This is a genomic window from Pseudomonas sp. AC016 (assembly GCF_979253365.1).
Window position 1 is genome coordinate 379,921 of record NZ_CEEDCC010000001.1, and the last position, 21,590, is coordinate 401,510.

General features: G+C 60.0%; 14 protein-coding genes and 3 pseudogenes. 9 read left to right on the forward strand and 8 right to left on the reverse strand.

The window, feature by feature from the left end:
• Positions 1-56: 56 nt before the first annotated feature.
• From AC0IXS_RS01480 to AC0IXS_RS01495, 4 genes are all read right to left on the reverse strand, one after another.
• Complete coding sequence (locus AC0IXS_RS01480) at positions 57-974, reverse strand: LysR family transcriptional regulator (RefSeq protein ID WP_471823537.1); 918 nt, start codon at positions 972-974, stop codon at positions 57-59.
• A 133-nt stretch (positions 975-1,107) separates the two neighbouring features.
• Complete coding sequence (locus tag AC0IXS_RS01485; RefSeq protein ID WP_471823539.1) at positions 1,108-4,788, reverse strand: translocation/assembly module TamB domain-containing protein; 3,681 nt, start codon at positions 4,786-4,788, stop codon at positions 1,108-1,110.
• 5 nt (positions 4,789-4,793) lie between these two features.
• Positions 4,794-6,521 (reverse strand): autotransporter assembly complex protein TamA, encoded by a 1,728-nt coding sequence (locus AC0IXS_RS01490; protein WP_471823541.1) that lies wholly within the window; start codon positions 6,519-6,521, stop codon positions 4,794-4,796.
• A 58-nt stretch (positions 6,522-6,579) separates the two neighbouring features.
• Positions 6,580-7,251, reverse strand: coding sequence for a GNAT family N-acetyltransferase (locus tag AC0IXS_RS01495; RefSeq protein WP_029241826.1), 672 nt, complete (start codon positions 7,249-7,251; stop codon positions 6,580-6,582).
• Between the two features lie 191 nt (positions 7,252-7,442).
• On the opposite strand from AC0IXS_RS01495, the gene xthA reads away from it, so the two are divergent.
• Positions 7,443-8,255: an exodeoxyribonuclease III gene (gene xthA / locus AC0IXS_RS01500; RefSeq protein WP_471823543.1), complete on the forward strand. Its 813-nt coding sequence runs from the start codon at positions 7,443-7,445 to the stop codon at positions 8,253-8,255.
• 127 nt (positions 8,256-8,382) lie between these two features.
• Positions 8,383-9,729: a substrate-binding domain-containing protein gene (locus AC0IXS_RS01505; protein ID WP_191957840.1), complete on the forward strand. Its 1,347-nt coding sequence runs from the start codon at positions 8,383-8,385 to the stop codon at positions 9,727-9,729.
• Positions 9,730-9,935: 206 nt separating this feature from the next.
• On the opposite strand, the gene AC0IXS_RS01510 is transcribed toward AC0IXS_RS01505, so the two are convergent.
• Positions 9,936-11,165, reverse strand: coding sequence for an acyl-CoA dehydrogenase (locus tag AC0IXS_RS01510; RefSeq protein WP_057410272.1), 1,230 nt, complete (start codon positions 11,163-11,165; stop codon positions 9,936-9,938).
• 169 nt (positions 11,166-11,334) lie between these two features.
• Here AC0IXS_RS01510 and AC0IXS_RS01515 point away from each other — a divergent pair, with 169 nt between their 5' ends.
• The 3 genes from AC0IXS_RS01515 (at position 11,335) to AC0IXS_RS01525 (ending at position 13,751) form a co-directional block, all read left to right on the forward strand.
• Positions 11,335-12,282, forward strand: a complete 948-nt coding sequence (locus AC0IXS_RS01515) for a LysR family transcriptional regulator (RefSeq protein ID WP_057410271.1) — start codon at positions 11,335-11,337, stop codon at positions 12,280-12,282.
• Between the two features lie 147 nt (positions 12,283-12,429).
• Positions 12,430-12,822 (forward strand): MerR family transcriptional regulator, encoded by a 393-nt coding sequence (locus tag AC0IXS_RS01520; RefSeq protein WP_025995485.1) that lies wholly within the window; start codon positions 12,430-12,432, stop codon positions 12,820-12,822.
• A gap of 17 nt (positions 12,823-12,839) precedes the next feature.
• Positions 12,840-13,751, forward strand: coding sequence for a hydroxymethylglutaryl-CoA lyase (locus tag AC0IXS_RS01525; protein WP_032632945.1), 912 nt, complete (start codon positions 12,840-12,842; stop codon positions 13,749-13,751).
• Positions 13,752-14,034: 283 nt separating this feature from the next.
• On the opposite strand, the pseudogene AC0IXS_RS01530 reads toward AC0IXS_RS01525, so the two are convergent.
• A pseudogene (locus AC0IXS_RS01530) lies at positions 14,035-14,342 on the reverse strand (hypothetical protein).
• 122 nt (positions 14,343-14,464) lie between these two features.
• On the opposite strand from AC0IXS_RS01530, the gene AC0IXS_RS01535 reads away from it, so the two are divergent.
• The 4 genes from AC0IXS_RS01535 to AC0IXS_RS01550 are packed head-to-tail and all read left to right on the forward strand — an operon-like array spanning position 14,465 to position 20,070.
• Positions 14,465-15,628: an isovaleryl-CoA dehydrogenase gene (locus tag AC0IXS_RS01535; protein WP_471823546.1), complete on the forward strand. Its 1,164-nt coding sequence runs from the start codon at positions 14,465-14,467 to the stop codon at positions 15,626-15,628.
• Between the two features lie 13 nt (positions 15,629-15,641).
• A complete protein-coding gene (locus AC0IXS_RS01540; RefSeq protein WP_057410269.1) occupies positions 15,642-17,249 on the forward strand; it encodes a carboxyl transferase domain-containing protein in 1,608 nt (535 codons plus the stop codon).
• An 8-nt stretch (positions 17,250-17,257) separates the two neighbouring features.
• A complete protein-coding gene (locus AC0IXS_RS01545) occupies positions 17,258-18,097 on the forward strand; it encodes a gamma-carboxygeranoyl-CoA hydratase (RefSeq protein WP_191954042.1) in 840 nt (279 codons plus the stop codon).
• The gene (locus tag AC0IXS_RS01550) at positions 18,094-20,070 is read left to right on the forward strand and encodes an acetyl-CoA carboxylase biotin carboxylase subunit (RefSeq protein WP_471823548.1); all 1,977 of its coding nucleotides are present in this window, start codon (positions 18,094-18,096) and stop codon (positions 20,068-20,070) included. Before AC0IXS_RS01545 ends, AC0IXS_RS01550 begins: the two co-directional genes overlap by 4 nt.
• A 107-nt stretch (positions 20,071-20,177) precedes the next feature.
• Here the strand turns inward: AC0IXS_RS01550 and AC0IXS_RS01555 are convergent.
• A pseudogene (locus AC0IXS_RS01555) lies at positions 20,178-20,366 on the reverse strand (methyl-accepting chemotaxis protein); the annotation flags it as partial.
• A 75-nt stretch (positions 20,367-20,441) separates the two neighbouring features.
• Positions 20,442-21,452 (reverse strand): annotated as a pseudogene (locus AC0IXS_RS01560) (PAS domain-containing protein); the annotation flags it as partial.
• Positions 21,453-21,590 lie beyond the last annotated feature (138 nt).

Consider the following 21,590-nt stretch of genomic DNA (forward strand, 5'->3'; position numbering starts at 1 on the left):
CCAGAAGTTAAACACGAAAGTGCAGCATGGCCTATATCGGATAATTCCGAATTCGCTCAGGAATTGAGCCTGTCCCTGATCTCGGGTCGGGCACACAATTCAGCCAGCCAGTCGACAAACACCCTCACCCGCCGCGACAGCTGTCGATGGGGTGGATACAACGCCATCAACGGTAATGCAGGCGGTCGATATTCACGCAGCACCTCGACCAGCGTACCGCTGCGCAACTTGTCGGCAATATGGTAGCGCGGTGCCTGAATAAGTCCGAATCCAGCCTCGCACGCGGCGACATAGCCTTCAGCACTGTTGACGGCAATTGATCGCGGCAGACGCGGCTCGTGCAATTGTCCGCGTACCATGAACTGTAACCCGTAACGCTTGTTGGTCCCGGTCGAGAAATATTCGATCACCTTATGCTGCGCCAACTCATCAAGGTCCAGCGGCGAGCCATGCTGATCCAGATACGCCCGGCTGGCACAGGTCATCTGCGTCAGGTTTTCCAGCGGCCTGGCGACCAGCGCTTCATCATGTGAGCTGCCAGCGCGCAATACGCAATCGACGCCTTCACGTATCAGATCAACCTGCCGGTCACTCATGCCGATCTCCAGTTCGATCTGCGGATAACGCCGAGTGAACTCGGGCAGCGAGGGCATCACGATCATGCATCCCAGACTCATGGGCAGATCAACCCGCAGCAGGCCCTTGGGTCCGGCGTTTAGGGACGAGAACGCTGACTCGGCATCTTCCAGATCGGCCAGCAGACTCAGGCAGCGCTGGTAGTACGCGTTACCATCAGGCGTGGCACTGACCTGGCGCGTGGTGCGTTGCAGGAGCTGAACGCCCAGGTGCGCTTCCAGCTGTTTGATCAGGATCGTCACCGACGCACGAGGCATCTGCAGGCTCTCGGCGGCTCTGGCAAAACCGCCAAGCTCGACGATGCGGGTGAAAACGCGCATGGCGTTGAATCGATCCATGATTACCGGTATTCCGCTTTGCTGGGTGAGCCAATAATTTGCTGGGTGAGCCAATAAGAAGAAACGTTTTAGGGGGTTCTTGCCTGTTCTGTCGAGCGCAACATCTTTTCAGCCTTCTGTGACAGCCCCGCTATCAAAAGTCACGCTTGTAGAAAATGTCCAGCGAGCTGGCGATTCCACTGGCCGCCTCCAGGTAGACCCGCTTGCTGAGCAGGTAGCGCAACGCGATGGTATTGGCAGGCTCGAACACCCCAACTCCGTAGCGCAGACTCAGCTTGTCGGTGATCTTGCCGCTGGCCACCACGTTGGTCTTGTCGCCGGTGCCGGTGGTGTCCAGTTCGAAGTCCTTGATGCCCAGATCGTCGGCCAGTTTGCCGGTTGTTGAAGCACTGCCTGCAACGCCCAGTGCCAGCGCGGCTTGCGCAACCATGTTGTTGTCCTCACCGGAATTGCCCAGCGGACGGCCCATCACCAGATAGGACAGCGCCTGCTCCTGACTCATCGCAGGCTCCGAGAACACTTCGGTGGTTGGCTGCTCGGCGCTACCGGTCAGGCGAATACCGGCGATCACATCGTCTGTCTGACGAATCGCTTCGATATCCAGATAAGGCTGATCCACAGGTCCTGCAAACAGCAGCCGCGCCTTGCGAATGGTCAGGCGCTGCCCGTAGGCCCGATAACGCCCGTTATTGAGATTGAGCTCGCCACGGGTATCGAGGTTGTCGCCTATATGGACACGCCCGACCAGATCGGCGGTGAGGCCGAAGCCGCTGAAACTGAGCTTGTCCTGGCCGACTTCCACGTCGATGTCCATGGCAACGGCAAGCGGCGGTGCGCCCTCCTCGGTCTGCTGGCCGACAATCACGGTGTCGCCCGACAGCTTGACGGTTGAAGGTGGCAACTCACGAACGGTGATAGTGCCCTTGGGGATCAGTACCTTGCCGGAAACCGCCAGCCGCTCGCCCTGCATAGAAACTTTCAGATCAGGCGCCGCTTCGACTTCGGCGTAAGGCTCCACATGAATTGGCAGCCGTGAACCCTTCAGGCTCAGATCAACCACCAATGCCTGTCCCCAGGCCACTTGTCCGGTCAAAGAACCCTGCCCCGTGGCGCCACTTTTCCAGCCGCCGTTCACCTGAACACTCTCCCCGGCAATCAGTGCCTGGACATTCAGGTCACGCAATTCCATCGGCAGTTCTGGACCCGACACTTCGCCGCCCTGCAGCGTCACGCTGCCATTGACCAGCGGTGCCAGCAATCCACCCGACAGACGACCGCTGCCGTTCAAGCGACCGTTGAGTTTCTCGACCATGGGTGCAAACGGACGCGCCACCGACAGGTCCAGACCCGACAAGCTGAATTCACCAGACAGGGCCTTGTTGCTGGACAGCGGGTCGATCTGCGCACTCAACAGCAGACGCCCCAGCTTCGCGCCGTCGAAATCGAGGCGCGAGTCAATGCGCTTGGGCGTCAACGTGCTGGTCAGCCTCAGCGTCTGATAGGGGAAGTCGAGCCATTGGTCCTTATCACGCACCCGCAAGGTGCCGCCACCGGCATCGACTGTGATCTGGCCATTGGGGCCTGCAGCAGGCACATCCAGCTGAACGTCGGCGTTGAGCGATCCTTTCCAGGCAAAGTCCTTGGGCATCCACTGGGCCAGGCTGTCGAGCGGGAAGTTCTTGAGGTGATAGCGCAAGCGAGGCTCGGGCATCAGCCGCTGATCCTCACCGCACAGGCTGGCGTTACCGGACAACCAGCAATGCGCACCAAAATTGAGTTTGCCATCAGCCAGTCGTTCGATCTTTGCAGGCTGTTGCAGACGCCAGGCCTGCCCGCCGCTCTGGACGTTGCCACTGACCAGACGGCCACGCCAGTTGCCGTTATCCAGCGTGCCATCCAGCGCGAGCGCCAGCTTGAGCAACGGACCTTGCAAATCAAGCTTCAGCTGCTGCGCCTTGAGGGTGCCCTGGCCGTCCAGCGTCAACGTCCCCAGCGCCGTATCGCCCGCCTGAATACCCGAGCCCTTGACGTTGATCGTCGCGCGTTGCGCCGGGTCGAGTTTCGCGCTGGCAACCAGACTTTGCAGACGGTTGTCCTGAAACGCGAGCTGGCTGCCTTGCAGATTGAGCTGGCCCTGCGGCGCCTTCAAGGTGCCCGCCAGATCCAGGCGACCTTTCGCCTGACCCTGCAGGCGTGGCCACAGCTGGCCCAGTCGCGGCAGATTCAGATCCAGTTGACCCTGCAAGCGCTGATCGAGACTGCCGCGCCCCTCGATCCGATTGTCACCAAGGCGCATGCTCAGGCCAGCCAGATTCCATTGCTGCCCCCGACCGTCGGCCTTGGCCTGCAACACCGCGGGTTGCCCGCGCAGGCGACCTTTCAGATCCAGGTCGGCGGCCAGCTCCAGCTGCTCGTTTTTGAATTGCCCCTTGCTGCGCAACGGACCGGCCAGCGTGCCTGGCAGTTCAGCCACCCAGAAAGAGGGATCCAGCGCGCTCAGGTCCAGTGCCGTGTCCCAGCCGATGCCGTCGGCGAATTGCAGGTTCAGATGACCGCTGGCCTTGCCCTGCCCGGCCACCATTTCCAGTTGCGGCAGATAGATCCGCTGCAGGTCGCCGCTGAACGGGCTGACGACGGTAAACGCGCCGGCCGGCCCCTTGAGACCGGCACTGAAGTTCCCCAGATACTTGCCGTCGGTGTAGGACACATCCCCCTTGAATGCATGCAGCGCCACTTGAGGCTCCGCTTCAAGCGGGTACAGCCGCTGCCACGGGAAATCGAGCCAATCGACGGAAGCGTCTGCGCTGAAACCGGTTTCCCAGTTCAGCTTGCCATTGACCAGCAGACGCTGTTGCTCGCTGGCGGTGAGGTTCAGCGCGTCAATAGTGGCGCCCTTGGCATCCGCCAGCCCTTGCAGCACAAGAGTCATGGGGCTTTTTTCAGCAGGCAGGCTGGCCGTTCCGTTGATTTGATAGCCACTGTCCAGATTACCTTCGGCGGTCAGTAGCAATTGATCGAGCTGTATCGTTTCCGGCAATCCGGCGCTGGGCCTGAAACGATCCGAGGTCAGTTTCAGGCGAGCAGGCAAATGTTCGGCGAGCGGTTGCAACTCTCCACTCAGAACCCCTGCCAGGTACCCGGTGCTGTCGGCTTTGAGGTGCAGGGTCTTGAGCAGATCGCCCTGAATATCCAGGGCCAGCGTCCAGGGTTTGCCGTCCTGCGGCGGCAATTGCAATTGCCCATCAAGGGTCAACGGCCAGTCGCCAGCAGGATCGAGCAGGCCGTTGAGGTCCAGCACCAGTTCGTCACGTTGCAGATGCGCACTGTCGATCTGCAACCCCTGAGCCGTCCAGTGCGCGGCAAGCCTGAGGTCGCGCAATTGTTCGATGCCGTCGAGTTGCAGACTGCCAAGCTGGATATCCTTGAGCTGAATAGCCAGCGGTAACGTGAGATTGGGTAACGTGATGGGGCCTTCTTTGGCTGGCTCGGTGCCGGGCGCAAAGTGCAGCATGACCTTTTCGGCGTTCAGTCGATCGATGCAGAGCGTCATCTTGAGCAGGCAACCCGGCGTCCAGTCGAATGCCAGCGCCTGGACCTCGACGCGGTCCTCACCTTGCAGCCAGAGCAACCGGTCGGCGCTCCACTGCCCGCCCAGCTGGCCCTGGAAGTTCTCCAGTTGCAGGCCTGGCACGCGGGCCAATACCCACTGGCTGCCACTTTGGGTGCCGAGCACCAGCCAGATGCTTGCCACCAGAATCAGCAAAACCGCCAGCAGGCTCAGGCCGGCGATTTTCAGGCCGCGCTTGATGTTCATCCTCGTCAAAGCTCCGGCCCCATGGAAAAGTGCAGACGAACGCCGCCGTCATCGTCCAGTGGATGCGCCAGATCGAGACGCAGCGGTCCGACCGGAGAAACCCAGCGCACACCAAAGCCCACGCCGGTTTTCAGACTCGGCAGATCCAGGCTGTTGAACGAATTGCCCTGATCGACAAAGGTCGCCAGTCGCCATTTTTCGGCAATGGAATACTGATACTCGACACTGCCGGCCACCATGTAGCGTCCACCGATCCGGTCGCCATCGGAATTGGTCGGTGACAGGGTCTGGTAGTCATAACCGCGCACGCTCTGATCGCCACCCGCGAAAAAGCGCAGTGACGGGGGTATCGAGGTGTAGCCATCGGTGAAGTTGCCGCCGAACTGCACGCGACCGAGAAAACGGTGATTTTGCGCGACGGTGGTCAGGCCTTTGAGCAGCACGTTGCCGCGAATCAGGTTGGCGTCGGACCCCAACCCCTCTTTGGCCACTTGCGCATCGAATTGCAGTCGGTAGCCTTTATGCGGGTCGATGCGGTCGTCGCTGCGCAGATAGGAATAGCTGATGCCCGGCATCAGCAAGGTGCTCAGACCGGAATCATCGCCGAGCCGGTATTCCTCGCGTTGCCACTTCAACGAGATCACCCGTTCCCAGCCGCTGGGCAATTTGCTGTGCCATTCGGGGCCGACGGTCAGCAGCTTGCTGAGGCTGTCGGTACCTGCGATCTCTTCGTATTGATAGCCGCCCGCGAAACGCAGCTTGTCGGTCAACGGCGGATCGAGCGGCACGTCGTACCAAAGGCCTACGTTCTGCCGAGGGGCCGAGAGTTCCGACTCGAACCCGTAGCTGTGCCCCTGGGCGTTGGCCCAGTGCCGGGTCCAGTTGGCCCTGCCTCTGGGCCCGACGTCGGTGGAGAAACCAAGACCCAGGCCCATGGTTCGTGGCTTGCGGGTTTCAAGTTGAACCGTGACCGGGATAACCTGACCGACCGCTGCGGTCGGTGCTGCGTCCACGCGCACGCCCTCGAAATAGCCGCTTGCCTGCATCGCCTGATTCAGCTCCGCAATCAACTGCGAATCGTAAGGCGTGTTTTCCTTGAACGGCACCATTCGCTTGAGCAGATCTTCGTCAAAGGGCGAATCACCACTGAACATCACCTTGCCCAGCGAATAGCGGGGTCCGCTGTCATACACAAGTTCGATATCCGCAACACCGGCGCGTGGGTCAATGGAAAGGCGCTGGCTCGTGAAGTGACCACTGAAAAAGCCGTAGCGGGACGCCTGATTCTGAATCAGCCGTTTGGCGTCTTCGTAATGACCATGGTTCAGAACGGCACCGGCCTTGAGAGCATCGCTCTGCGGCACCTTGAACGCTTTCAAGGACGCAGCCGGACCCTCGACCCTAACGACCACATTGCGCAAGCGAATAGGCTCACCCGGCAAGACCTTGATGACCAGGCGAGGGTTTTCACCGTCCTGAATTTCACTGTCGATCTGCGCCTGGTAGTAACCGAGCGCCTGAGCCGCCTTTTCTGCCTGCTGTTCCGCACCCAGACTGAAGTTGCGCAGCGCCTGGGCATTACGCTCGCCAAGCTCACCGACATAACCTTCGATGTTGGCCTTGAGGTCCGGGTTGGCGGGCGTGATCTGCACATCAAGGCGTGCATCGGCCAGGGCCGCAGCACTCAAAGACATCACAAGCACACCGCCACTGCATATTCTGAAAAGCTTCATGGGCATGGATGCTAGCACGACCTGAGGGCTACGCTGAAAGCCCGAAAACAACGGTGTTTCAAACCGTTACGTCATGGACCGCCAGTGGGACCTTAGGATTGGGGTGAAAGAAGACGTGCTCGCGGACAGGTCCTACCACGATTTCGCCGATTTCCTGATAGCCCTGCCGCTTATAGAACTCAAGATAGCGCGGGTTTCCAGTATCCAGCACGATGCCTTCGGAATTTTCATCTTCCGAGCACCAGTCGTGGAGTGCCTGCAGCAGCTGCTCGCTCAGCTCCTGTCCGGTTTTTTGCCCCTGAAACTCAGGCTCCAGCCCGATCAACGGCAGCACATGTACGGTCTCCGAAGGGACACAGGCCAGCACTGCATTGTAATAAGCCAGATAGCGTTGTGTGCAGCTCAGGCCAGTCCCTACCACCATGCGCAATCGCCATGCCCAGCTTTCAGTGATGCCCAAACGACGCTGCGGCGGCGCAATCAGCGCCACGCCTACCAGACGATCATCAATGAACAGACCCATCCCGGGCTGGTTCTGCAGGAAGTGCTGCTTGACCAGCTGGCGGATGGTTTCGCGAATACGGTTCTCGAAGCCCGAGCGCTGCGAGTTGAAGACATAGGCGAAGGTCGGATCGTTACGGTACGCACGGAACAGCAAGGCACGGGTTTCACGGGCATAACCACTGTCGAGCTGGCGAATTTCGCCCCGGATGGCAGCAGGTTGGGACATGGACGGACCTCATAATGACGGGACTGCTATTGCGCAGCACTTGGGCAAGCATCGTTTCGAGTGATGGCACCTTGCGACAGTTCAAACAAATTGTCCGACAGGCTCGATATAGCTCGGCAGCCCGCTCTACTGGCCCTGAGCCGACAGGTCAGCTAGCATCGCGGTTTGTTTTTCTTCAGGACTGCCGTTTTATGAAAATCGTCTCGTTCAACATCAATGGGCTTCGCGCTCGACCGCATCAGCTGGCAGCGCTGATCGAGAAACACCAGCCTGACGTAATCGGCCTTCAGGAAACCAAGGTCTCGGACGAGCAGTTCCCGCAGGCGGAGATCGAAGCCCTGGGTTACCACGTTCATTTTCATGGTCAGAAAGGTCATTACGGCGTCGCTCTGTTATCGCGCCAGGCACCGCTGGCACTGCACAAGGGCTTTGACAGCGACGACGAAGAGTCACAGAAGCGTTTCATCTGGGGCACTTATGCCGATGCCGACGGCCAGTCCATTACCATCATGAACGGCTATTTTCCACAGGGCGAAAGCCGCGACCATCCCACCAAGTTCCCCTCCAAACAGCGCTTCTACAACGATCTGCAAACGCTGCTGGAAACCCGTTTCAGCAATGAGCAGTCGCTGATCGTGATGGGCGACGTGAATATTTCGCCACAGGACTGCGACATCGGCATCGGTCCGGACAACGCCAAGCGCTGGTTGAAAACCGGTAAATGCAGTTTCCTGCCCGAAGAGCGCGAGTGGATGGAACGCTTGAAAAACTGGGGTCTGGTGGACAGTTTCCGGCACCTGCACCCGGAAGTCGTCGATCGGTTCAGCTGGTTCGACTACCGTAGCCGGGGATTTGAAGACGAACCCAAGCGCGGCCTCAGGATTGACCTGATCATGACCTCCAGCGGCCTGCAGCCTCGCATCAAGGCTGCCGGGGTGGATTACGATCTGCGCGGCATGGAAAAGCCATCGGACCACGCGCCGATCTGGCTCGAACTCAGCTGACAGCCGAGCACAAGCGCCTGCCCGACATTCCGGGCAGGTAGCGCCTCATCCGACATGAAAACTGTCATTTTGCAGTAACGTCGCTGTCTTATTCTCTCGGCACTTCCGTTCATTCAAGGTGCCGCCGATGTTGCGCGCTCTGCTTGCGGCGCTGCTCCTTGCAAGCGCCACCCTTCCCTGCGTCGCGGCTCCCCTGCTGCCGATGCCGACTGACGATTCGCCCGCGCTGCGCATTCAAGGTTCCAATACCATCAACGCCCGTCTCGGGCCAGCGCTCGTCGAAGGTCTGATGCGGCAACAGGGCCTGCAAGCCGTGCAGACCTTGCCGGGCGACGCCGCCAATGAACAGCGTGTTGTAGGCACGGTGCCCGGCAGGGATAAGCCCGTTCGGGTAGAAGTCGCCGCCCATGGTTCAGGCACCGGATTCGAGGCGCTGAATGCAGGGACGGCCGACATGGCCTCCTCCTCACGCCCGATCAAGCCCCAGGAGGCTGCGGACCTCGCAAGACTGGGTGACCTTCAAAGCACTGCCGGAGAACAAGTCATTGCCATCGATGGTGTGGCTGTGATACTGCATCCAGCCAATCCATTGCGCGTGCTGGATACCCGGCAACTGGCGCGGATCTTTTCAGGCGAGGTCCGGGACTGGAGCGAGGTCGGCGGCACAACCGGCCCGATCCGGCTTTACGCCCGCGACGAGAAATCCGGGACTTGGGAAACCTTCAAGGAACTGGTGCTGGCCAAGCAGGGCAAGAGCCTGTCCAAAGCCGCGCTACGATTCGAGTCCAGCGAGCAGCTGTCCGATGAGGTCAGCAAGGACCGTAACGGTATCGGGTTCATCGGCCTGCCCTACGTTCGTCGCGCCCGTGCCATCGCAATTGCCGATGGTGATTCAAAGCCCATGCTGCCGACGGTCAACCTGATCGCCACCGAGGATTATCCGCTGTCGAGGCGCCTGTTCTTCTATGTACCGCCACTGAAACAACAGCCTTGGGCTGAAGCGCTGGTGCAGTTCGCCCAAAGTGCAGAGGGTCAGGCCATCGTGGCGCAGAACGGGTTCGTCGCGCAGACCGTGCAGGCGGTCAAGGTCTCGACAACCAGCCAGATGCCGGTCGATTACCAGTCCCTCACCCGCAAGGCCGAACGTCTTTCGGTCAACTTCCGCTTCGCCCAGGGCAGCGCACGACTGGACAACAAGGCCCAACTGGATCTGAAGCGCGTGGTGGAATACCTGAAGGCCAACGGGAAGCTTGACCAGCATGTCACGCTGGTCGGCTTCGGCGACGCCAAGAGCGACCCGGAGCGGGCGGTGCTGCTTTCAAGGCTCAGAGCCATGGCCGTGCGCCGTGAACTGCAGAAAAGTGGTGTGACCTTCCGTGAAATTCTGGGGCTTGGCGACGAAATGCCGGTAGCCGCCAATGACCTGGACGATGGAAGGATCAAGAACCGGCGGGTTGAGGTGTGGGTGGAGTAGCTGAGGTTCGCTCCCGGTCAACGGACCGTGGGAGGCGGCTTGCCGGCGATGAACGATGACGCGATTTTCCTGACATACCGCGTCGACTGCATCGCCGGCAAGCCGCCTCCCACAGCCCCATGCGTGCTGCGCGGCAGCGTTACTTCGGAGACCGTGAGCGCCTCCCAGTAAGCTTATCTGCCGCGGGCAGCGGCCTGTCAGAGGGCTCAGGAACGACCGCGCAACACATCCGCAGGTACGTACTTGCCCAGCTCAAACTTGCCGATTGCCGCCCGGTGGACCTCGTCAGGGCCATCGGCCAGGCGCAGGGTACGTTGCATGGCATACATATAAGCCAGCGGGAAATCATTGGAAACGCCCGCGCCGCCATGCATCTGGATGGCCCGGTCAATCACCTTCAGCGCAACGTTGGGCGCCACGACCTTGATCTGCGCGATCTCGCTTTTCGCCACCTTGTTGCCCACGGTGTCCATCATATAGGCCGCCTTGAGTGTCAGCAGGCGAGCCATGTCGATTTCCATGCGTGAATCGGCGATCTTGTCGATATTGCCCCCGAGCCTCGCCAAAGGCTTGCCGAACGCGACGCGATCGATGGAGCGCTTGCACATCAATTCAAGTGCACGCTCGGCCATGCCGATCGAGCGCATGCAGTGGTGGATACGGCCCGGCCCGAGACGCCCCTGAGCGATTTCGAAGCCGCGTCCTTCGCCCAGCAGAACATTTTCATAAGGTACGCGAACGTTTTCGAACAGCACCTCTGCGTGACCATGAGGCGCATCGTCGTAACCGAATACCGGCAGCGGCCGCACTATTTTCACGCCAGGCGTGTCGACCGGCACCAGAATCATGGAGTGCTGCTGATGACGCGGACCATCCGGGTTGCTCAGGCCCATGAAAATCAGGATTTTGCAGCGCGGGTCACAGGCACCGGATGTCCACCATTTACGGCCGTTGATCACCCACTCATCGCCCTGACGCTCGGCCCGTGCGGCCATGTTGGTGGCATCCGACGAGGCAACGTCCGGCTCGGTCATGGCAAAGGCGGAGCGAATCTCACCGCGCAACAGAGGCTCGAGCCAGCGGGTTTTCTGCTCTTCGCTGGCATAGCGGACCAGCACTTCCATATTGCCGGTATCTGGTGCCGAGCAGTTGAAGGGTTCCGGCCCCAGCAGCGAACGGCCCATGATTTCCGCAAGCGGCGCGTATTCCAGGTTGGTCAGCCCGGCACCCAGCTCTGACTCGGGCAGGAACAGGTTCCACAACCCTTGCGCCCTCGCCTGCGCCTTGAGCTGCTCCATGACTGCCGTCGGCTGCCAGCGGTCGCCCTCTGCAACCTGCCGCTCGAACACCGGCTCGGCCGGATACACGTAGGCATCCATGAACGCGGTCACACGCTCACGCAGTGCCTGCACCTTGGGGGAATACGCAAAATCCATGAGCAGCTACCTTTTTTCAGGGCGTCTTGTGATGAGAAGGATCCTAGAGAACGCCCAGACATTTATCTAATCTATTCTCAGCGTGTATAAACATTCATAACCGATATATGATCGAGCCACGTTGCGGCACAAGCGACGATCCACAAAAACAGGACGAGGCGCTCCACCAATGAACCTGAGCAAGGTTGATCTCAATCTATTCATTGTCTTCGACGCCATTTATACCGAAGCCAATCTGACCCGGGCCGGACAGATCGTCGGCATCACCCAGCCCGCTGTCTCCAACGCGCTGGCACGCTTGCGCGAAACCTTCAACGATGCGCTGTTCGTGCGCACCGCCCAGGGCATGGTCCCCACGCCAATGGCGCAGAACATCATCGGTCCGGTGCGCAATGCCCTGTCTCTGCTGAGAGTGTCCGTGCAGGAAAGCCGGATATTCAACCCGCAGCAGGCCAGCAAGAACTATCGCATCAGCATGACCGACCTTACCGAAGCGGTGATTCTGCCACTGCTGTTTCAACGTCTGCGGCGTCTGGCGCCAGCAGTGACCATCGAGAGCTTTCTGTCCAAGCGTCGCGAGACGACCAAAGAACTGGCGGCCGGGCGTCTGGATTTCGCAGTCGATGCGCCGCTCAACACCGATCCGCAGGTACGTCACGTCAAGCTGATGGAAGACCGGTATGTCTGCGCCATGCGAAAAGGCCACCCGCTGACCGGCAAGCCGGCGTTCGGACTGGATGACTACCTGGCCCAGGCACATATTCATATTTCGAGTCGGCGCAGTGGATTGGGACATGTGGACCTGGCGCTGGGCAAGATGGGTATCCAGCGCAAGATCGCCCTGCGCTCCCAGCACTACCTGATGGCGACACAGGTCTTGCAGCAGACTGACATGGTCATGACCGTGCCGGAACGCTTCGCCCGGCGCAATGACCTGCACTTCGTGTACCTGCCGGTGAATGACGTGCCCTCGGTCGAAACGCACCTCTATTGGCACGAAAGCACGGATCAGGACCCGGCCAATCGCTGGATGCGCGAGCAGATCATCGAGCTGTGTCAGCGGGTTACCGCGCAAGAACAGAACCTCGATAAAGCTTCAGCTTTAACGCTTAACTGACTGATTTACATATATAAAAATCAGTAAATTAAAGTTGATTCGAGCTTGAAGCAGACTGCTTTGTGTTGGCGACTCATCAACGTGCCTGCTTGACGTAAACGTCAAGCAGGCCGTAGGTTAAGCCCTATGTCTATCGTTGAGCCCACCATGAGCAGCCAGACCTACAGCATTTCAGAACTCGCTCGCGAGCTGGACATCACCACCCGCGCCATTCGTTTCTATGAAGAACAAGGCATGCTCTGCCCCGAGCGACGCGGTATGGAACGCATCTATTCGGCGCGCGACAAGGTCACGCTGAAACTGATTCTGCGCGGCAAGCGCATCGGCTTTTCGCTGGCCGAGTGTAAGGAACTGATCTCGCTATACGACCCCAGCGGCGATAACCAGAAGCAACTTCACACCATGCTCGGCAAGATCGCCGAACGTCGTGATCAGCTCGAACAGCAGTTACTGGACATCCAGCAAATGCAGCTTGAACTCGATACGGCGGAAGAACGCTGCCGTGCGGCACTGGATCGAACCGCCACTCCAACCTTATGACTTCAGGTAGCCTCGCCATGCCTTTGCCCACGTCCCTGCCCCAGCACGTAAGCCTTGTAGAAGTGGGTCCGCGCGATGGCCTGCAGAACGAATCACGCCCCATCAGCATCGCAGACAAGGTCCGTCTGGTGGACGACCTGACCGCCGCAGGACTGGGCCACATCGAGGTCGGCAGCTTCGTCTCGCCCAAGTGGGTGCCGCAAATGGCCGGGTCCGCGCAGGTCTTCGAACAGATCCAGCGCCGTGAAGGCGTTATCTATTCGGCGCTGGCACCCAACTTCAGAGGCTTCGAAGACGCCCTGGCGGCTGGCGTGCGGGAAGTGGCGGTGTTCGCTGCTGCATCCGAAGCGTTCTCGCAGCGCAACCTTAACTGCTCGATCAGTGAGAGCCTGGAGCGTTTCGCGCCGATCATGGAAGCAGCCCGTCTGCACGGGCTACGCGTCCGGGGTTATGTGTCCTGCGTACTGGGCTGCCCTTATGAAGGTCGTATTGCCCCCGAGCAGGTAGCCGCCGTCGCCAACGAACTGCACGCCATGGGTTGCTACGAGATTTCGCTGGGCGACACCATCGGCACCGGCACGCCCGGCGCGACCCATGCCCTGTTCAATACCGTGGCTGGTCAGATCCCACGCGGCAAGCTCGCGGGGCACTTTCACGACACCTACGGTCAGGCGCTGGTGAACATCTATGCCAGCCTTGAGGAAGGGATTCACGTGTTCGACAGCTCTGTGGCGGGCCTTGGTGGCTGCCCTTATGCCAAGGGCGCCAGCGGCAACGTCGCGACCGAAGACGTGCTGTACATGCTCGAAGGCATGGGCATCGAAACCGGAGTCGATCTGGACCAGGTGATCCAGGCCGGCCAGCGGATCTGCGACGTGCTTGAGCGCAGCAACGGTTCGCGCGTAGCCAGGGCGCGCCTGTCTGCCTGAGCGTGTCACCGGTCGGTAACCAAGTGCGACAACTTGTCACAGAGTGTTACCCTCCGTCGCGTTCTGTCGAGACAAACGGGTAACACGGAAACAATCGACAACCCATTCAAAGGTCTCGTGATGCACCGAGACACCCGAAGCCCCGTATTTAAAGGGCTTCGTAAAACTGGCACGGGTCCTGCTATATCTTTGGTACAACAAAAATAAAAAAACACGCAGCAACCCAATAAAAACAATACGTACCGGCTCTGACACAACAAGAACAACACGTACAGAGGCGTAGCTAACAGATTTTTTTGGAGTGGATAGCTTTTCAGAACTGCTTGCCTGCAAGCCGTTCGCAACCAGACAGAGAGCAATAAAACTGCCTCAAGGCGGCTACCAGACTGGTTGGATCGATACGATGAAAGTGTCATCAGCGCTCAAAAAAATACGTTTGCTTTTGGTCCTGCTTAGGGATCGCTCAAAAAAGATGTGAAGGGCAAGGCTGCCAAAAACAATAACAGGCCTCCCGAAAACAAAAAAAGAGCATAAAGAAGAAACCTTGAAGGGGAGCCCAGGCTCCCCTTCGTGCTTTCCGGCATTCGACATTCCCCTCACCCCCACTGGCTACCTGTTGCGATCAATGCCGACATTGACAGTGCCACGACGCAGGTTTACGTTAACGTAAAGGTCATAGCCTATCCGCCAAGAATAAAACAGGAACGCTACCCATGAGTTACCCCAGCCTGAACTTCGCCCTGGGCGAAACCATCGATATGCTGCGCGACCAGTTGCGGTCCTTCGTCAGCGCAGAACTTTCCCCACGCGCAGCACAGATCGACAAGGACAACCTGTTCCCGGCTGATATGTGGCGCAAGTTCGGCGACATGGGTCTGCTGGGTATCACCGTCAGCGAAGAATACGGCGGCGCCGGTCTCGGTTATCTGGCTCATGTCGTGGCGATGGAAGAAATCAGCCGCGGCTCGGCCTCGGTAGCGCTTTCCTATGGTGCGCACTCGAACCTCTGTGTGAACCAGATCAATCGCAACGGCAACCCCGAGCAGAAAGCTCGTTATCTGCCGAAGCTGATCAGCGGCGAGCACGTCGGTGCGCTGGCCATGAGCGAACCCAATGCCGGTTCGGATGTGGTGTCGATGAAGCTGCGCGCCGACAAACGCGGCGATCGCTATGTGCTCAATGGCAGCAAGACCTGGATCACCAACGGGCCGGACGCCAACACTTACGTGATCTATGCCAAGACCGATCTGGAAAAGGCGGCTCACGGCATCAGCGCGTTCATCGTCGAACTCGACTGGAAAGGTTTCTCCCGCAGCAACAAGTTCGACAAGCTCGGCATGCGTGGCTCCAACACCTGCGAACTGTTTTTCGATGACGTGGAAGTGCCCGAAGAAAACCTGCTCGGCACGCTCGACGGCGGCGTACGGGTGCTGATGAGCGGCCTGGATTACGAGCGCGTCGTGCTCTCTGGCGGCCCGACGGGAATCATGCAGGCCTGCATGGACGTGGTGGTGCCTTACATCCATGACCGTAAACAGTTTGGCCAGAGTATCGGCGAGTTCCAGCTGATTCAGGGCAAGGTCGCCGACATGTACACCCAACTCAACGCCAGCCGCGCCTATCTGTATGCCGTGGCGCAGGCCTGTGATCGCGGTGAAACCACCCGCAAGGACGCCGCAGGCGTGATCCTCTACAGCGCTGAACGCGCCACCCAGATGGCACTCGACACCATTCAGATCCTCGGCGGCAACGGCTATATCAACGAGTTTCCCGCAGGCCGTCTGCTGCGCGACGCAAAACTCTATGAGATCGGTGCGGGCACCAGCGAAATTCGCCGCATGCTGATCGGCCGCGAACTGTTCAACGAAACCCGTTGATTCCGGAGTCCTTATGGCCATTCTGCATACCCGCATCAATCTCCGGGACCCGCAATTCGCGCTCAATCGCGCAGCGCTGCTGGAACAGGTTCATGAACTGCGTGCCTTGCTGAGCAAGGTTCAGCAAGGCGGCGGTCCCAAGGCGCAGGAGCGCCACACGTCGCGCGGCAAGTTATTGCCCCGTGACCGCATCAATCAGTTACTGGACCTTGGCTCGCCGTTTCTGGAAATCGGCCAGTTGGCCGCCTACGAGGTTTACGGCGAAGACGTCCCGGCAGCGGGCGTGATCGCCGGAATCGGCCGGGTCGAAGGTGTCGAGTGCATGATTGTCGCCAACGACGCCACCGTCAAAGGCGGCTCATATTATCCACTGACGGTCAAAAAGCATCTGCGCGCCCAGGCCATCGCCCAGCAGAACCGCCTGCCCTGCATTTATCTGGTGGATTCCGGCGGGGCCAATCTGCCGCGTCAGGACGAAGTGTTTCCGGACCGTGAACACTTTGGCCGCATCTTCTTCAATCAGGCCAACATGAGCGCTCAGGGCATCGCCCAGATCGCCGTGGTCATGGGCTCCTGCACCGCTGGCGGCGCTTACGTGCCTGCGATGGCCGACGAGGCAATCATGGTCCGTGAGCAGGCAACGATCTTTCTCGCCGGTCCACCGCTGGTGAAGGCCGCCACTGGCGAAGTGGTCAGCGCCGAAGACCTGGGCGGTGCCGACGTGCATTGCCGGACCTCGGGCGTCGCAGACCATTACGCTGACAGCGATGAACACGCATTGGCACTGGCGCGGCGCTGCATCGCGAATCTGAACTGGCGCAAGCAGGGTCAGCTTAATGTACAGACGCCCATTGACCCGCTGTACGCCAGCGACGAGCTGTACGGCATCATCCCGACCGACACCAAGCAACCGTTCGACGTGCGTGATGTCATCGCCCGGCTGGTGGATGGGTCGGTGTTCGATGAGTTCAAGGCGCTGTTCGGCACCACACTGGTGTGCGGCTTCGCCCATTTGAAAGGCTATCCGGTCGCGATCCTGGCCAACAACGGCATTTTGTTCGCCGAGGCCGCGCAGAAAGGCGCGCATTTCATCGAACTGGCCTGCCAGCGCGGCATTCCCCTGCTCTTCCTGCAGAACATCACCGGCTTCATGGTCGGTCAGAAATACGAAGCAGGCGGCATCGCCAAGCATGGCGCCAAGCTGGTGACGGCTGTTGCTTGTGCGCGGGTGCCGAAATTCACCGTGATCATTGGCGGCAGTTTCGGTGCGGGCAATTACGGCATGTGTGGCCGCGCCTACGATCCGCGTTTTTTGTGGATGTGGCCCAACGCCAGAATCGGCGTGATGGGCGGCGAGCAGGCCGCTGGCGTGCTGGTGCAGGTCAAGTGCGAACAGGCCGAACGCAGCGGCCAGGCGTTCAGTGCGCAGCAGCAGGCCGAGCTGAAACAGCCGATCCTCGATCAATACGAGCATCAGGGCCACCCGTACTATTCCAGCGCCCGCCTGTGGGACGACGGCGTGATTGACCCGGCGCAGACCCGGGACATTCTTGCGTTGGCCCTCTCCGCTTCGCTCAACGCCCCTATCGAACCCACCACGTTCGGCCTGTTCCGAATGTAAGCCGGGAAATGACCATGACTGCCTTCGCGACAATAGAACTGATCGACGACCCACGCGGCTTCGCCACGCTGTGGCTGAACCGGCCGGACAAGAACAACGCCTTCAACGCGCAGATGATCCGCGAACTGATCCTGGCGCTGGACGAGGTCCAGAGCAAACCAGCCTTGCGTTTTTTGCTGGTGCGCGGTCGCGGCAAGCATTTCAGCGCTGGTGCCGATCTGGCCTGGATGCAACAGGCCGCAGAGCTGGACTACAACACCAACCTGGACGACGCCCGGGAACTGGCCGAGCTGATGTACAACCTCGCCAAGCTGAAGATTCCTACGCTGGCCGTGGTGCAAGGTGCAGCCTTCGGCGGCGCACTGGGCCTGATCAGTTGCTGCGACATGGCAATCGCCGCCGACGATGCGCAATTCTGCCTGTCCGAAGTGCGCATCGGCCTGGCGCCCGCGGTCATCAGTCCGTTCGTGGTTCAAGCCATCGGTGAACGCGCCGCAAGGCGTTATGCGCTGACAGCGGAGCGCTTCAGTGCCCAGCGCGCGCAGCAGATCGGCTTGATTGCCGAACACTACCCGCTGGCAGCGCTGGACGAGCAAACCGCCCTCTGGGTCGACAACCTGCTGCTGAACAGCCCCCAGGCCATGCGCGCCAGCAAGGATCTGCTGCGCGAGGTTGGCAGCGGCGAACTGACTCCTGCCCTGCGTCGTTACTGCGAAAGCGCCATCGCGCGCATCCGCACCAGTGCCGAAGGACAGGAAGGTCTGCGCGCCTTCCTGAACAAGCGTTCGCCCGGCTGGCAGGCGCAGGCCGATGACAGCGCCTCGGACAAAAAGGACTCGCAGTCATGAGCCATATTGAACTGACCACACTGCTGGTCGCCAACCGGGGCGAAATTGCCTGTCGCATCATGCGCACGGCAAAGAAAATGGGTCTGACCACCGTTGCCGTACACAGCGCAACAGACCGGGACGCACGTCACAGTCGCGAAGCCGACATCTGCGTCGATCTGGGCGGCAGCAAGGCCTCGGAAAGCTACCTGATGATCGACAAGCTCATCGCCGCCGCCAAGACCAGCGGAGCCCAGGCAATTCACCCCGGCTACGGTTTCCTATCGGAAAACGCCGACTTTGCCCGTGCCATCGAAAACGCCGGGCTGATCTTTCTCGGCCCGCCCGCCTCGGCCATCGACGCCATGGGCAGCAAGTCGGCGGCCAAGTCCCTGATGGAAGACGCAGGCGTGCCACTGGTGCCGGGCTATCACGGTGCTGCACAGGACATCGAGACCTTTCGCGCCGCGGCAGAGCGTATCGGTTACCCGGTCCTGCTCAAAGCCACAGCTGGTGGTGGCGGCAAGGGCATGAAGGTGGTCGAGCAGGACAGCGAACTGGCCGAAGCCCTGGCCTCTGCCCAGCGTGAGGCTTTGTCCTCTTTTGGCGACTCGCGCATGCTGGTCGAAAAATATGTGCTTGAGCCACGGCATGTGGAGATTCAGGTGTTTGCCGATCAACACGGCCATTGCCTGTACCTGAACGAACGCGACTGCTCGATTCAGCGTCGTCACCAGAAAGTCGTCGAGGAAGCGCCCGCCCCCGGCCTTTCGCCCGAGCTGCGGCGGGCCATGGGTGAAGCGGCGGTCAAGGCGGCGCAAGCCATCGGTTATGTGGGTGCGGGCACCGTGGAGTTTCTGCTGGATGCACGCGGCGAGTTCTTCTTCATGGAGATGAACACCCGCCTGCAGGTCGAACACCCGGTCACCGAATACATCACCGGCCTCGATCTGGTGGAATGGCAGATCCGCGTGGCACGCGGTGAACCGCTGCCCATCAGCCAGGCGCAGGTTCCGCTCATCGGCCACGCCATCGAGGTACGGCTGTACGCCGAAGACCCGGCCAATGATTTTCTGCCCGCGACCGGAAAGCTCGAGCTGTATCGAGAATCGACACCCGGCTTCGGACGCCGCGTAGACAGCGGCGTCTGCGAAGGCGACAGCATCTCGCCGTTCTACGACCCAATGCTCGGCAAGCTGATCGCCTGGGGTAAAAACCGTGAGGAAGCGCGCCTGCGCCTGCTCGGCATGCTCGATGAGTTTGCCGTCGGCGGCGTCAGGACCAACCTGACGTTCCTGCGCCGGATCATCGCGCACCCGGCCTTCGCCGCTGCCGAACTGGACACTGGGTTCATCCCCCGCTATCAGGCTCAGTTGCTGCCCGAACAATGCCCGCTGTCCGAGGAGTTCTGGCAAGCCGCTGCAGAAGCCTTCAGGCAGAGCGAACCCGAACGCCTCCGCGAAGATGACCCCACCTCACCCTGGAACACTCACTCCGGCTTTCGCGCAGGTATGCCGGCTGAAATCGACCTGCATCTGGAGTGCAATGGCGACCGCAAAAGGGTTCGGCTGCGCAATGACAGCGAATCACGGTATCGGTTGGGTTCAGAGACGCTGAGTGTCGAAACCGACGGTGTCAGGCTTCAGCATCTGGCGATTCGTCGGGGTGCCAGCCTGTATCTGAAATGGCACGGTGAGCCCTTCACGGTCACTCGCTCAGACCCGATCGCCCAGGCCGGACTGAGCGATAACCTGCACGGCGGCCTGACAGCTCCCATGAACGGCAGCATTGTTCGAGTGCTTGTGGAGTCCGGGCAGTCTGTCGAAGCCGGAACGCTGCTGGTGGTGCTGGAGGCCATGAAAATGGAACACAGCATCCGCGCAGCAACCGCTGGCGTGGTCACGGCGCTGCACTGCCGCGAGGGCGACATGGTCAACGAAGGGGCTGTGCTGGTCACCCTCGATGAGTCGCCATCCATTCAGCAGCCTGCCTGAAAGCCAGAAAATCCGCCGAAGCGGCGGCCTTGAGAGCTCATGGCCGCACGCTGCTGATGACAGACCTGGAGAAAGGCTTATCGGCCCATCATGCTGACGGCTTGCTGGGTCGCATCCGTGGTTCGGGTCGCGAGCTTGCGCACTTCGTCAGCGACCACTGCAAACCCGCGCCCTGCTTCACCGGCCCGCGCCGCTTCGATGGCAGCGTTCAACGCCAGCAGATTGGTCTGGCTCGCAATGCTCTGGATGGTGCTGACGATCTGGGAAAGCTGCGCCAGGTTTTCCTCCAGATTGCGCTGATGCTGGGATTCCGCCTCACGAAGCGACTCCTGCTCATGCAGAACATGCACATCAACCAAAGCACCCACCACGCGAAGTGGCGCGCCAGTCGCATCGCGTTTGGTCTGCCCACGGGCCCTGAACCAGCGATACTCTCCGCTCTTCATCTTCAATCGGTACTCGATGTCGAACGGCGTCTTGCCGCTGCGATCGTTCAGGTGAGCTCCAAAAGAATTGAGGCTGCGCTCCTTGTCCTCGGGATGCAGCCTGGACGCCCAGCTGTCCAGCACATCGGGGAACTCTTCAACAGTCTCGAAGCCCAGAAGCCTTCTGAACTGGGGCGACCACCAGAAGGGGTTTCGAGGATTGACCGGATCACCAGCGATAACCTCCATGTCCCACAGACCATCAGAGAGCATTTCACGCGCCAGTTCGAAACGGGTGATGATGACGTCGTGAGCGCGGTCGCGTTCGAGCTCGTCCTGAATGTCTCGCAGTGACCCTGCCACACGCAGCGGAACGCCATGGGCGTCGCGCAGCGTTTCGCCTTGCGCATAAAACCAGCGGTAGGTGCCATTCTTCATGGCGAGGCGATTTTTGACCTTGTAGGGCGTACGGCCGGTCTTGTCGTTAAGGTGCCGTGCGAACGCATCCAGCGTGGCTTGCTTGTCTTCCGGATGAAGTCGGTCCGCCCAGCTCGCCAGCACATTGGGAAAGTCGCGTTCGTCGTTGAATCCCAACAGGGTGCGCAGCTGCTGAGACCACCAGAACCGATTCTTCGGATTCACAGGATCGCCCGCCACGACCTCCATGTCCCAAAGCCCCTCACTGGAAGCGAGATTCACCAGATCGAATCGGGTTTCATACGCAGCAGCGCTCGTCGCAGCCTCTCCCAGCATAAGCCGAGCCTGCTCGAGTTCAATCTCCAGCGAACGGATGCGATCCTGCGTCTGCAGGTTGGTTGTTTCGATGTGGTTCCAGGCTTCAGTCACGCTTGCGGCTTCGGCGCAGCCTGCGACATTTGGCTTGCCGCCACTCACGATGGCCGAAATCAGCTGTTTCAGCGCAACACGATCGCGGCGCCAGAAAGGAAAAAAGGACATTGATTACTCACTCTTCAGACGTTGACAGCCACCTCCTTTGGCCCATTGCCACTAGATCGTCATGGAAAACGAAAACTGAAGGGACGAGCGTACAACTTCATACAAAATCTTGAGGGAGATGCACTCGCCAGAAACAAA